This is a genomic window from Pseudoalteromonas sp. S3431 (assembly GCF_000690035.1).
Lineage (GTDB): Bacteria > Pseudomonadota > Gammaproteobacteria > Enterobacterales > Alteromonadaceae > Pseudoalteromonas > Pseudoalteromonas fuliginea.
The window spans coordinates 35857-48705 of sequence record NZ_JJNY01000038.1; the positions used below are offsets into that span (position 1 = coordinate 35857).

Genomic DNA, 12849 nt, shown 5'->3' on the forward strand with positions numbered 1-12849 from the left:
TAAAGAGGAATTAATTGGTCGGTATGGAGAGATTCGAACTCTCGACCCCTGCCACCCCATGACAGTGCGCTACCAAGCTGCGCCACATACCGATTTGTATGCAATAGTACGTGTATTTTTTTAAAAATCAATAAGCGATTGTTTGTTTGGATGTTTATTACGCAAGAACGCTAAAATAGCACTCTTGCGATGTACTAATTGGCTAGTCTTTATTTAACCACTTTTTGATCGAGTCATACATCTCATCTCGTATTATTGGCTGAGCTTTTTTGTTAGGGTGTAAACTATCGTTTTGCATTAGCTCAGCTTGGCTGGCAATGTTTAGCATAAAAAAGTTCATTAAATGCGCACTTGTCTCTTCGCTAACGCGCGAAAAAGTGTCAGTAAACATTTTACTGTAACGCGGGCCGTAATTAGGGGGAATGTAAATCTCCATTAAGGCGGTCATTGCATTAGCTGCTTGGCTTTTTTGAATAAGAGACGTTAAGTTAGTTTGCATTTTTTTAACAGGGAAACCACGTAAACCGTCATTAGCACCTAGCTCAATAAGTACATGAGTGGGTTCGTATTGCTCAAGCAATGCATCTAAACGGCGTAGGGCTCCACCAGATGTTTCGCCACTAATACTGGCGTTGATAAGTTCAATGTCGGCGTGTTCGTCATCGTATTTATCTTGTAACAATTTTACCCAGCCTTCTTCTTGTTGAAGTCCGTAGGCTGCGCTTAAACTGTCACCGAGTATTAAAATCGTGTTGTCGGCTGCTGCGCTCAGCGGTTTGATAACTAAAAATAAAATGAATACTAAACGAAGGATTGAATGAGTCATATGTCAGCGCTTTCTCAATTAAATATAATTCAGGTTAATGGTTTGTCTAAAGTAGTCTCTACCTTTGAAGGTGAGCTGCCCATCCTCAGCGACATCAGCTTTAATGTCAAGCATGGCGAGTCTGTTGCTATTGTTGGCACGTCGGGCTCTGGTAAATCAACGTTACTCAGTTTATTAGCGGGGCTGGATACCGCAAGCAGCGGCGAAATATTTTTAGATGGCGAGCCATTACACAATTTAGATGAAGAAGAGCGTGCTGCACTGCGCGCGGCTAAAATTGGATTTGTGTTTCAATCGTTTATGTTAGTACAAAGCTTAACGGCGCTTGAAAACGTTATGCTACCAGCAGAGCTTGCTGGCGAAAGTGATGCGAAAGAGCAAGCAATTGCTTTGCTTGAAAAAGTAGGCTTGAGCCATCGAATTGATCATTACCCGTCGCAACTCTCTGGCGGTGAGCAACAACGTGTTGCTATTGCGCGAGCTTTTATTGGTACACCTAAAATACTATTTGCTGATGAGCCTTCGGCTAATTTAGACAGCAAAAACGGTAAAATGATTGAATCCTTATTATTTGATTTAAACACGCAACACGGCACTACCCTTATTTTGGTTACTCACGATGAAGGGCTTGCACAAAAATGTGAGCACATTATTCAAATAGAAGCGGGTTTACTGGTAAAAAGCCAAGTAGAGGACGTTGCTAATGTGGGTTAAGTTAGCGCTTAAATTATTTTCACGAGAATTTCGCCGTGGTGAGCTCACGGTTATAAGCGCAGCTATCGCTCTTGCTGTGTTAACCGTGCTTACACTGTCGATGGTTACTGAGCGAATAGGGCAAAGTATTGCGCAAAAAAGCAGTGCTTTTATTGCAGCAGACCGTGTACTTGCAAGCGATCATGTTCTGGACACCGCTTTTATTACTCAAGCACAGAGCCAAAATTTAAAAACGGCGCAAATGGTGTATTTCGACACTATGCTGTTTGCCGATGATGAAATGCAGTTTAGCTCAGTAAAAGCGGCATCTAATGCGTACCCGCTAAAAGGGCAGTTAAAAGTTAAAGATACCCTAACCGGTGAAACTAAGGTTGCTAATAGCGGACCAACGCCGGGTAATGTGTGGCTAAGTGAATCGGTATTTTACAGTTTAAATATTGATATAGGCGCGCAAGTAGAGCTCGGCGCTGCATTATTTAATGTTTCAAAAGTTATTGTAGAAGAGCCAGACGCGCCATTTAATGTATTTTCGAGTAGCCGCCGCGTGCTTATTAATATTGACGATGTGGTAAAAACCGAAGTTGTGCAACCGGGTAGTCGTGTTTATTACCGCCAACTTTATGCAGGTAGTGAGGCCGACATAAATAGCTTTTACGAGTGGCTTAAACCACAAATGAAAGAAAACCAACAATGGTATGGCGTTAAAGACCGCCAATCACCCATTTCAAACAGTTTAAACCGCGCAGAGAGCTTTTTATTACTTGCCGGCCTATTAGGTATTATTTTGGCTGCAGTGGCTATAGCTGTTTCAGCAAAACGTTATTGTGAACGCCAATACGACCCAGTAGCGATGATGAAAACGCTCGGCGGTAGCCGCTCAATGATCCGCAAAATATACATGCTTCATTTATTGCTTGTATGTGCAATGGCGGTAAGTATAGGGCTGTTAATTGGTTATGGCTTGCAAGAAATAGCAACAAGTTACTTATCAAAAAGTATGGGCACAGAGTTACCCTTAGGTGGCTTTAAACCTTGGCTGGTGGCTATAAGCACCGGCGTAATTTGTGCTGTTATGTTTTCTATTAAACCGTTATTTGATTTATTTGATATTCCACCGCTTAGAGTTCTGCGCCGTAACTTAGGCGATAAGTTGGCAGTAAGTCGTGTGCATTTAAGTATGAGCGCGCTAACCGTATTTTTATTAATGTGGTTATTTAGTAACAACATAAAAATAACGCTTATTTTGTTTATATCAACACTTGCGCTAATTGGTGTGTTGTTTTTGATATCTAAATTAATATTTGGCGGCGGTCGAAAATTAGGACTTAAGCCAGGTAACAGTTGGTCGCTTGCAATTGCATCTATCCAAAAGCGTGCAAATGTGAACGCGGTACAGTTAATTAGTTTTTCATTAGCGATTAAATTACTGCTGTTTTTAGTGGTACTTAAAAACGACATGATATCTGATTGGCAGTCGCAACTACCAAGCGACGCGCCTAATGCGTTTTTAGTTAATATTACGCAAAACGAGCTTGAGCCAATTAATGAATATTTAGCACAAAAAGATATTCAGGTATCAGAGTTTTATCCCACTATTCGTGGACGTGTAAATGCGGTAAACGGCGAGTTGGTAGCACGTTCTGTATCGCTGCAAGACAACGAGAAAAAAGACGAAGAAGCACGTGCAGGTATTGGTCGTGAGCTAAATCTTACATGGCTTAAAGATGTGCCTGATCAAAATGAAGTAACACAAGGCACGTGGTTTGGTGAAAATGCGATGGCTGAGGCTTCAGTAGAGGAGTCGATGCTTGAGCGTTTAGATGTTGAGATAGGCGATACGCTTACATTTTTAATTGGTTCGCAGTCGTTCGACGCTAAAATCACCAGTGTGCGCAAAGTAAATTGGGCCACGCTTAAACCTAACTTTTTTATTATTTTAAGTCCTGATGTACTTGCAGATTTTCCGGCGACGTATATTTCGTCGGTACGTATAAATCCAGATCAAAAACGTGACTTTAGCCAGTTATTACGTACTTACCCTACTATTACAGCTATTGATATTGATAACTTTGTTAAGCAAATACAAACTACTATTTCGCAAGTATCGCTCGCCATTGGTTTTGTACTTGCAATTGTTGTGCTGTGTGGCGCGCTTGTACTTATATCGCAAGTGCAAGCTAGTTTAGGTGAGCGTATGCAAGAAATTGTCATACTTAGAACGCTTGGCGCTAAAAGCCGATTAATTAAAAATGCGACCTTGTATGAGTTTTTATTACTAGGTGGCTTAGCTGGTTTAGTTGCCGCATTTTTTAGCGATATAGCGCTTTTGATTGTGCAGCAACAAATGTTTGACCTAGCAGGTAAGTTACACCCACATATATGGGTTATTGGGCCGGTAGCTGGTGGCGTATTTGTGGCAGGTTTAGGTTATTTAATGATTGCCCGAACACTTAAACAAAACACCCAAGGGTTAGTGCGTGCCCTAGGGTAAGCTAAACTAACATGCTCCTGTAAATGCCCACCTAGTTTGTGGGCATTTTTGTTTTTCTTTGTACTGGTAATTTATACAGTGCTCTGGCATTATTAGCGTAATTTAAAAATAATAACAATGGAGCGCTGTTTGGCCATTATTTTAGGGATCGATCCTGGTTCACGTTTGACCGGATATGGTGTTGTTGCCCATCAAGGTTCTAAATTTACATACTTAGGCAGTGGCTGTATTAAGTTAGCCGATCATCCTTTTCCGATTAGGCTTAAAATGATCTACCAAGGCATTACACAGCTTATTGAGCAGTTTTCGCCAGAAACCTTTGCCATTGAAAAAGTATTTATGGCGCACAACCCCGATTCAGCTTTAAAACTAGGCCAAGCTAGAGGCGCTGCGATTGTTGGCGCTGCAATGGCCGACTTACCCGTATTTGAATACTCAGCTAGGCAAATTAAGCAAGCAGTAGTAGGCAACGGTGGCGCAGATAAAACACAAGTGCAACACATGGTAAAAAATATTTTAAAACTACCCGGTACGCCACAGGCCGATGCAGCTGATGCACTCGCTATTGCGATTTGCCACGCCCATTCAGAACAAAATTTAATTAAACTAGCGGGCAGCGCAAGCAAAACTGTTAGAGGACGTTTAAGGAAATAATTATGATAGGCCGCTTAAATGGTATTTTAGTCGAAAAACAGCCACCAGAAATATTACTCGAAGTAAGTGGTGTAGGTTACGAAGTACAAATGCCAATGACCTGTTTTTACGATTTACCAAAAATTGGTGAAAATGCGATTGTTTATACGCACTTTGTAGTGCGTGAAGATGCTCAACTATTATTTGGTTTTAATAATAAAGTTGAACGTGCCTTGTTTAGAGAGCTATTAAAAGCAAATGGCGTAGGGCCAAAGCTTGGCTTAGCTATTTTATCGGGCATGTCGGCAAAACAATTTGTAAGTTGTGTAAATAACGAAGACTCAACATCGCTTGTTAAATTACCCGGTGTAGGTAAAAAAACAGCCGAGCGTTTAGTACTCGAAATGAAAGACAGGCTAAAAGATTGGGGTAATGATTTATTTACGCCATTTAGCGACAGCGCAGTAATAGAGCCAATGAGCGATGCGACAATTGCTAATAATGCAGCGGATGATGCCGTATCGGCACTGCTTGCATTAGGTTATAAATTGCCACAAGCTCAAAAAGCCGTAAAATCGATAAGTAAACCCGATATGTCTACTGAGGTTCTTATTAGAGAATCTTTAAAATCTATGTTGTGAGTAACCCATGATTGAAGCGGATCGCTTAATTGATGCGACTGAAAAAACAAATGAAGACTCTATAGATCGTGCAATAAGACCAAAACTTTTAGCCGACTACAGAGGCCAGCCTCATGTTAAGCAGCAAATGGAAATTTTTATTGAAGCCGCCCGAACCCGTGGTGAAGCGCTCGATCATTTATTAATATTTGGCCCACCTGGGCTTGGTAAAACCACGCTTGCAAATATTGTAGCCAACGAATTACACGTAAGCATTAAAACAACATCAGGCCCTGTACTTGAAAAAGCAGGCGATTTAGCTGCACTACTAACCAACTTAGAAGAAGGCGATGTATTGTTTATAGATGAAATACATAGGCTAAGCCCGCAAGTTGAAGAAATACTGTATCCCGCAATGGAAGACTACCAGCTTGATATAATGATTGGTGAAGGCCCAGCTGCGCGTTCTATTAAATTAGACTTACCTGCATTTACACTTATTGGTGCAACCACACGAGCAGGCTCGCTTACATCGCCACTGCGTGACCGTTTTGGGATTGTGCAGCGATTAGAGTTTTATTCTGTAGAAGATTTATCGCACATAGTAGGGCGTTCAGCACATTACCTAGATTTAGAAATGTGTGATGATGGCGCTACCGAAATCGCGCAGCGCTCGCGGGGTACACCACGTATTGCAAACCGCTTATTGCGCCGTGTACGCGATTACACTCAAGTAAAATCTGACGGCACAGTAAACGCCGATGTAGCTAAGCAAGCCCTTGATATGATTGACGTAGATAAAAGTGGTTTTGATTATATGGACCGTAAATATTTACTCGCCATAATTGAAAAATTTATGGGCGGCCCAGTAGGGCTCGACAATGTAGCGGCTGCTATTGGTGAAGAGCGCGAAACAATAGAAGATGTGATAGAACCATTTTTGATCCAACAAGGATTTATTCAGCGCACACCTCGCGGGCGAATAGTCTCTGACAGTGCATACCATCACTTTGGATTAATGCCAAAAAAGACGACTTAATCTAAATTTCAATTAATCACTTGCGCTTGCATAAGTAAATGTACAGCAAGCGCGTATACCTAATTTTATAATGTTACCCACCATATTTTCACATAGTTACTCTAAACCAAGTTATTACAATTTTACCCACTATATAATCAGTTAACGCTTAATTCACAGAGCGTTAAGACTTGCGTGGCTATGCTGCGGGCTATTAGATAGATAGAGTATATTGCATAGCCGTTATCGTATTAGGCTGTTACAGTGTTGTTTAGTTTGCAATAATACTTAATCAATTAGAGGGATTAAATCTGACGTTAACCGTGTAAAAAATTTCTGATATACGACTGCATGGATGCAGAGCAATGAGTGATAACAACTAAATAACGAAATTTTTGCCTTGTTATAGATACGATTTTCTTATCTCAAAATAGATCGCTCAATTAAGCAAATTGGTATTAAATGATTTCAATTTTTTTGGCAAAAAAAAACCCGCAAAAAATGCGGGTAAACAACAAGTTGAAGGAAGTAATCTTGGGGAACTACATTTTACACAACTAGGTTTTATCCTAAAAATGTAAAACAATGTAATACGATAAATATCCTATTACTAAAAACTTTGCTTAATGAAGCTATTTCACTCAGTGCCAGCTCGGTATGGGGAGATAATACGCAATATATATTTATTATTCAAACTAGAAAATTTATAATTTCGGATTATAAAAACTAATGCAATGAAATTTCTGGTTGTTTAAAACTTGTTCATTAATGTTTTTTTCTGTTTGTAAGTTAATGAAAATTAGTGATTAAGTTTGAGTTTGCACTGCTTGTCGCTATTAGTTTTACTATTACCTTTAGATTTTGTTTAAGTTTTTTGAGTGTTTATGCAGTGATTTTGAATAAATGAGGCGTTTTATGATGTTTTGCTTGTATATTTAAGCATATCTTGAGCACATTATTAAATAGCGGAAATGGCTTTAAATTCTTTTGCTAGATAATTGCGAAATAAAGGTTATTTCAACGTTTTTTGTTGCTTATTCATAGCAATATCGTTGTCAGTTTGAAATGGACTCGATACACTATGTGCAACTTTTGGCTGCACGAGCGGTCATATTTACACAAATCAATCAATTTGACGTATTTTGATACTATTTAGGAGTTTCACGTGGGATCAGGGCTTAATTTTTTGGATTTAATATTAGAAGCCAGTTTGCTTGTTCAACTAGTAATGTTAGGGCTAGTTGCTATGTCTGTAATGTCATGGGCAATTATTTTTCAGCGTAAAAAAGCAATATCAGATGCGTTAGCAAGTGCTAAAAAGTTTGAACAAAAATTTTGGTCTGGTATTGATTTAAGTAAACTATATAACGAAATTTCATCACGTAACGGTCAATCTGAAGGTATTGAAGCTCTATTTACAGCCGGTTTTAAAGAGTTTGCACGACATAAGAAAAACACCTTTCAAAGTGCGAGTATTGTAATGGAAGGTACACACCGCTCTATGCGCGTGGCACTCTCTCGAGAAATAGAGAAAATAGAGTCAAGCTTATCATTTTTAGCGACAGTGGGTTCAATTAGCCCATATATAGGCTTGTTTGGTACTGTATGGGGCATTATGAATGCTTTTATAGCATTAGGTGAAGTTAAACAAGCTACGTTGCAGATGGTAGCACCTGGTATAGCAGAAGCACTTATTGCCACAGCAATGGGTTTGTTTGCAGCTATTCCTGCTGTTATTGCTTACAACCGTTTTTCTAATAAAGTTGAAAAGCTAGAATCTCACTACATTAATTTTATGGAAGAGTTCGCTAATATTTTACACCGTCAAGCAGCTACACAAATAGAGGCCCAAGCGAATGTATCAGCGTAAGAAGCGCCGTCCGGTCGCAGAAATTAATGTAGTTCCTTACATTGATGTAATGTTGGTGCTACTGATTATATTTATGGCAACAGCGCCACTTATTACACATGGTGTTAAAGTCGACTTGCCTAAAATGACGGAGTCAGATTTAGTTGATACTAAAGATGCGCCACCTATTATTGCTTCGATTGACGCACAAGGTAAATATTACGTTAGTGTAGGGACTGATCCAGAGGCTCCGATGGAGGCGCTTGATGTAGCGGCTGTGATTAAGTTACAGCTAATGAAAAATCCTGATGTACCTGTAATGATAAAGGGATCTGGAAAAGTATCATACCAAGAGGTATTGCTCTTAATGGACTTTTTAAAAAGTGCCGGTGTACCGTCAGTTGGATTAATGACAGAATCCTTCGAAGGGACAAAATAACGGTATGAGTAGTTCATTAATTAAATCAGTAGTTTTGCATGTGGCGCTGGGTGGTTTTTTATATGCATCGGCAAACATTCACCCGCCAGCACCAAAGGTTATGGAAGTAACGCTTAATAAAGCTATACCTGATGTTGATAAAGCGGTGTCAGCTGTGACAGTTGACCAAAAAATGGTTGAGCAGAAAATAGCTGAACTCCAAAAGCAAGAAAAAGACAAAAAAAAGGCAGAAGACAAACGCATCCGTGATTTAGAGCGCAGAGCTGCAAATGCGCGCAAACAGCGCGAGTCAGAAACCCGTCATATTAAGAAATTAGAGCAAGAACGTAAGGCTAAAGAAAAAGAAACAGCCGAGGCGCAAGCACAAGCTAAAAAAGCACGCGCAATAGAACAAAAGGAACGTGCTAAAGCAAAACAAGCCGAAAAACAAAAGCAAGAGTCTGAAAGTGCAGCAAAAGCAGCTGCCGATAAGCGTAAAGCTGAGGAAGAAGCACTTAAAAAAGCTGAAGATGAACGTAAAAAGCGTGATGAAGAGGCTAAAGAACGTGCTAAAAAGGCTGAACAACAGCGTCAACAGGCCCTACAAGAACAAATGTTACAAGAACAACTTGCTAAAGAGCAGGCTGCGCGTAGTAAAATACGTCAACAACAGGTCGTGGGTGAAGTTGATAAATATCGCGCTCTAATTATGGCGCGTATTCAGCAGAACTTACTGATCGACGAGAAAATGAAAAATCAGCAGTGCCGAGTAAATATTCGTTTAGGCTTTAATGGTTTAGTAACACAAGTTAAATCATTAGGCGGCGATAAACTAGTTTGTGAGGCTGCACTTAGGGCTGTTCGTATGGCTGACACATTACCGGTATCTAAAGACAAAGACGTATTCGAACAACTTAAGAATATTAATTTAACAATCAAGCCAGAATTCTAAAGGAATGATATGTTCAACAAAGTAAAAATTGCCTGTTTAGTGCTGTTATTTGGTTTTCAGGGCATTGCTAACGCAGCCCTTGAAATTGTAATAACAGAAGGTGTAGATGGTGCAAGACCTATTGCAATTGTGCCGTTTAAATACAATGGTGTTGGTCCAATTCCTGAAAAAATAAGTGATGTTATTGCTGCAGATCTCATGCGTAGTGGTAAGTTTAAGCCTGTAGATGTTATGCAAATGCCGCAACAACCAAACAAAGATGCTGACATTGATTATGCATCTTGGGTTAATAAAGGTGTTGAAGCGATACTTGTTGGCGAGGTTGAGCAACAGACTGATGGACGTTATTTAGTACGTTATGAGTTAGTCGATGTTATTCGTGGTCAAATCACGGGTGGTGAAACGCAAATGATGAGTAATGGTAAGTTACTTAAAAGCCAAGATCATATTTTAGAAGCACGAGATAGTGTTATTGGCATAAGTGGTTTCCGTCGTTATTCACATCGTATTAGTGATGTCATTTATGAGAAATTAACGGGTGAGAAAGGTGCTTTTTTAACCAAGATTGCGTACGTAATTGTACGAGATGGTGATGATAAGCCTTATCAGCTTGTTGTATCAGATTATGACGGGTTTAACGAACAGGTGTTACTACGTTCGAAAGAGCCACTAATGTCACCGGCTTGGTCACCTGATGGCACAAAATTAGCGTATGTGACATTTGAGAACCGTCAAAGCCAAATTTATATTCAAGATTTGTATACCGGTAAGCGTGAAGTTATTGCAAGTTATCGCGGTATTAACGGTGCTCCGCAGTTTTCGCCAGATGGTAAAAAGCTTCTTTTAGTGCTTTCTAAAGACAAAACGGGTGCTACAGAAGTTTACTTATTAGACTTGGCAACACGCAAAGAAACACGTCTTACGCGACATCGTAGTATAGATACTGAGCCATCTTGGTATCCAAATGGTCAAGATATAGTGTTTACCTCTGAAAGGGGTGGTAATGCTCAGATTTATAAGTTAAATTTAAAAACTGGTAGGTCACAGCGATTGACCTTTGATGGTGATATGAACCTTGCGGGTTCGATAACACCAGACGGTAAAGAATTAGTGATGGTTAACCGTACCAACGGGCAGTACCATCTTGCTAAGAAAGAGCTTGCTACGGGCGCGTTTCAAGTATTAACGCGAACTCGCCTAGATGAATCACCGAGCATAGCACCAAATGGTTCGATGATTATTTATAGCACGCTTCATAATAATAAACAGGTACTCGCGCTGGTATCAATGGACGGTCGCTTTAAAGCTCGTTTACCTGTGCTTGACGGACAAGTAAAGGCGCCAGCTTGGTCGCCATATTTACAGTAATATTACTGGTTTACTCAAAATAGGAATCTACTTAATGCAACTTAACAAAATACTTAAAGGCCTGCTAATTGCTGTGCCAGTAATGACATTAGCAGCTTGTAGCTCATCTTCGGATATTGATGAAGGTGCTGCAAATCAAACAAATGAAGCTGTTGTTGAGCAATCGACAAATACAGACACAGTTGAAGTGGCTACAATTTCTCCTGAGCAACAAGCAGAAGAGCAACTTCGTCAAAAATACGAAGCACTACGCCAAGAGCAAGTAATCTACTTTGATTTTGATAAAGCGACAGTTGAAGGCAAATACGCTGACTTACTTCGTGCTCATGCTGAATTTTTAGTTCAAAATTCATCAGTTAAAGTACTAATTGAAGGCCACGCAGATGAGCGCGGTACGCCAGAGTACAATATTGCACTAGGTGAGCACCGTGGCCAAGCGGTTGAGAAATACTTACAAAGTTTAGGTGTTTCAGCTAGCCAAATGTCAGTAGTAAGCTACGGTGAAGAGAAGCCAATGGTTAAATCTCGCACTGAATCAGCTTTCGCTAAAAACCGCCGTGCGGTACTCGTTTACTAAGATAAGAGATATTATGAAGCCGAAACTTATTTTGGCAGCCATGATATTGAGCGGGAGCACCCAGTTAATGGCTGCTCCCGCTCCTGTTTCAGAAGCTGCAGGTTCACAATCAAGTATTGAGAAGCGTTTAGCATCATTAGAGAGCATGATGCAGTCGCGTAATTTTTTACAAGTAGAGTTACAGCAACAACTTAATCTATTACAAGATGAAGTAAGTCAAATCCGTGGCGTAACTGAAGAACAAAGCTATAAGCTTGAAAAAGTACTGCAGCGTCAACGCGAACTTTATCAAGAAATTGAAAATCGCGTAAGCCAAGCATATGCACAACCTGCTGTAGCGCCTGCAGCTGATTATACGCAACCAAGTGATGCACAGACATACAGTAACGATTTATCTGAAAACGAAGCATACGAGCGTGCTGTAGCGCTTATAATGAAGGATAAGCGTTATGATCAAGCAATTCCTGAGTTTCAAACTTTTTTAACGTCATACCCAAACTCAGTTTATGCATCTAATGCACATTATTGGCTTGGACAATTGCTGACGATTAAAAATACGCCAGTAAAAGCAATAGAGCACTTTAAAGTGGTCGTTAATGAATTTCCTAATTCAAATAAACGACCAGATGCAATGTTAAAGCTAGGAACACTTTTGCAAGAGCAAGGTTTAGCAGAGGAAGCTCTAAAAATTCTGAATGATCTTGTTAATCAGTATCCAAGTACAACTGCTGCAAAATTGGCCACAGAACGCTTATCAAAATAATTGAATCGGCTTGATTAGACTGCTTTTTGTCATAAGCGGTCTAAAATTGGTCAACTAGGCATAAAAACTTAAAAAAAGAGACAATTTCGGTTGCACTCATTTTATAAATAAGTATTATAAGCGCCCGCAGCAAACGAATGGTTACCCCACTCGAAATGCGGCAAAAAGAGCGGGTTATTAGCTCAGTTGGTAGAGCAGTTGACTTTTAATCAATTGGTCGATGGTTCAAATCCATCATAACCCACCATTTTTAAAATGGTCTTTTATCGGCGGATTTACGTAGTATTTAAAGTTGTTAAATTAGAGCGGGTCATTAGCTCAGTTGGTAGAGCAGTTGACTTTTAATCAATTGGTCGATGGTTCAAATCCATCATGACCCACCATTTTATATTTATAAATAATATAATGGTTTAAATTAGACTTTAGTACAGACAATTATATCAGAGCGGGTCATTAGCTCAGTTGGTAGAGCAGTTGACTTTTAATCAATTGGTCGATGGTTCAAATCCATCATGACCCACCATTCTTTATTCCTTGTGAATACGGTTTGGTATCAATCGGCGGATTTACGTAAGCTTATTTATTTTAAATAGGTGCATGAGCGGGTCATTAGCTCAGTT

General features: G+C 39.8%; 12 protein-coding genes and 4 tRNA genes. 14 read left to right on the plus strand and 2 right to left on the minus strand.

The features are described from left to right. Window positions 1-15 precede the first annotated feature (15 nt). Both DO88_RS10220 and DO88_RS10215 read right to left on the minus strand, forming a co-directional pair. Window positions 16-92, minus strand: a tRNA-Pro gene (locus DO88_RS10220). A 110-nt stretch (window positions 93-202) separates the two neighbouring features. Next, complete coding sequence (locus DO88_RS10215; protein WP_033039186.1) at window positions 203-826, minus strand: arylesterase; 624 nt, start codon at window positions 824-826, stop codon at window positions 203-205. Between DO88_RS10215 and DO88_RS10210 the strand changes: the two genes are divergently transcribed. From DO88_RS10210 to DO88_RS10145, 14 genes are all read left to right on the plus strand, one after another. Continuing rightward, on the plus strand, window positions 827-1540 hold the full coding sequence (locus DO88_RS10210; RefSeq protein WP_008137049.1) for an ABC transporter ATP-binding protein: 714 nt from the start codon (window positions 827-829) through the stop codon (window positions 1538-1540). Beyond that, the gene (locus DO88_RS10205; RefSeq protein WP_033039187.1) at window positions 1530-4031 is read left to right on the plus strand and encodes an ABC transporter permease; all 2502 of its coding nucleotides are present in this window, start codon (window positions 1530-1532) and stop codon (window positions 4029-4031) included. Before DO88_RS10210 ends, DO88_RS10205 begins: the two co-directional genes overlap by 11 nt. 129 nt (window positions 4032-4160) lie before the next feature. Continuing rightward, on the plus strand, window positions 4161-4685 hold the full coding sequence (ruvC, locus tag DO88_RS10200; RefSeq protein WP_007378888.1) for a crossover junction endodeoxyribonuclease RuvC: 525 nt from the start codon (window positions 4161-4163) through the stop codon (window positions 4683-4685). Between the two features lie 2 nt (window positions 4686-4687). Beyond that, window positions 4688-5305 carry a Holliday junction branch migration protein RuvA gene (gene ruvA, locus DO88_RS10195; protein ID WP_002960647.1) on the plus strand — a complete coding sequence of 206 codons (618 nt, stop codon included), beginning with the start codon at window positions 4688-4690 and terminating at the stop codon, window positions 5303-5305. A gap of 7 nt (window positions 5306-5312) precedes the next feature. Then, the gene (gene ruvB, locus DO88_RS10190) at window positions 5313-6323 is read left to right on the plus strand and encodes a Holliday junction branch migration DNA helicase RuvB (protein ID WP_007378887.1); all 1011 of its coding nucleotides are present in this window, start codon (window positions 5313-5315) and stop codon (window positions 6321-6323) included. Window positions 6324-7467: 1144 nt separating this feature from the next. Beyond that, the gene (tolQ, locus tag DO88_RS10185) at window positions 7468-8172 is read left to right on the plus strand and encodes a protein TolQ (RefSeq protein ID WP_007378886.1); all 705 of its coding nucleotides are present in this window, start codon (window positions 7468-7470) and stop codon (window positions 8170-8172) included. Then, on the plus strand, window positions 8159-8590 hold the full coding sequence (gene tolR, locus DO88_RS10180; protein WP_007378885.1) for a protein TolR: 432 nt from the start codon (window positions 8159-8161) through the stop codon (window positions 8588-8590). The genes tolQ and tolR overlap by 14 nt, the downstream gene beginning before the upstream one ends. 4 nt (window positions 8591-8594) lie before the next feature. Beyond that, the gene (tolA, locus tag DO88_RS10175; RefSeq protein ID WP_033031002.1) at window positions 8595-9521 is read left to right on the plus strand and encodes a cell envelope integrity protein TolA; all 927 of its coding nucleotides are present in this window, start codon (window positions 8595-8597) and stop codon (window positions 9519-9521) included. Between the two features lie 9 nt (window positions 9522-9530). Further along, window positions 9531-10889, plus strand: coding sequence for a Tol-Pal system beta propeller repeat protein TolB (gene tolB / locus DO88_RS10170; RefSeq protein ID WP_007378883.1), 1359 nt, complete (start codon window positions 9531-9533; stop codon window positions 10887-10889). A gap of 34 nt (window positions 10890-10923) precedes the next feature. Beyond that, entirely contained in the window at window positions 10924-11466 is a 543-nt protein-coding gene (gene pal, locus DO88_RS10165) for a peptidoglycan-associated lipoprotein Pal (RefSeq protein WP_007378882.1), read from the plus strand. A gap of 13 nt (window positions 11467-11479) precedes the next feature. Next, window positions 11480-12229: a tol-pal system protein YbgF gene (gene ybgF, locus DO88_RS10160; RefSeq protein WP_033023873.1), complete on the plus strand. Its 750-nt coding sequence runs from the start codon at window positions 11480-11482 to the stop codon at window positions 12227-12229. 171 nt (window positions 12230-12400) lie between these two features. Next, window positions 12401-12476 (plus strand) — tRNA-Lys (locus DO88_RS10155). Between the two features lie 60 nt (window positions 12477-12536). Next, window positions 12537-12612, plus strand: a tRNA-Lys gene (locus DO88_RS10150). Window positions 12613-12676: 64 nt separating this feature from the next. Next, window positions 12677-12752: transfer RNA gene (locus DO88_RS10145), tRNA-Lys, on the plus strand. The last annotated feature ends 97 nt before the right edge of the window (window positions 12753-12849 follow it).

Coding starts and splice junctions, on each gene's coding strand:
- DO88_RS10215 (WP_033039186.1), bottom strand. CDS start 826: ATGACTCATTCAATCCTTCGTTTAGTATTCATTTTATTTTTAGTTATC.
- DO88_RS10210 (WP_008137049.1), top strand. CDS start 827: ATGTCAGCGCTTTCTCAATTAAATATAATTCAGGTTAATGGTTTGTCT.
- DO88_RS10205 (WP_033039187.1), top strand. CDS start 1,530: ATGTGGGTTAAGTTAGCGCTTAAATTATTTTCACGAGAATTTCGCCGT.
- ruvA (WP_002960647.1), top strand. CDS start 4,688: ATGATAGGCCGCTTAAATGGTATTTTAGTCGAAAAACAGCCACCAGAA.
- ruvB (WP_007378887.1), top strand. CDS start 5,313: ATGATTGAAGCGGATCGCTTAATTGATGCGACTGAAAAAACAAATGAA.
- tolR (WP_007378885.1), top strand. CDS start 8,159: ATGTATCAGCGTAAGAAGCGCCGTCCGGTCGCAGAAATTAATGTAGTT.
- tolA (WP_033031002.1), top strand. CDS start 8,595: ATGAGTAGTTCATTAATTAAATCAGTAGTTTTGCATGTGGCGCTGGGT.
- tolB (WP_007378883.1), top strand. CDS start 9,531: ATGTTCAACAAAGTAAAAATTGCCTGTTTAGTGCTGTTATTTGGTTTT.
- pal (WP_007378882.1), top strand. CDS start 10,924: ATGCAACTTAACAAAATACTTAAAGGCCTGCTAATTGCTGTGCCAGTA.
- ybgF (WP_033023873.1), top strand. CDS start 11,480: ATGAAGCCGAAACTTATTTTGGCAGCCATGATATTGAGCGGGAGCACC.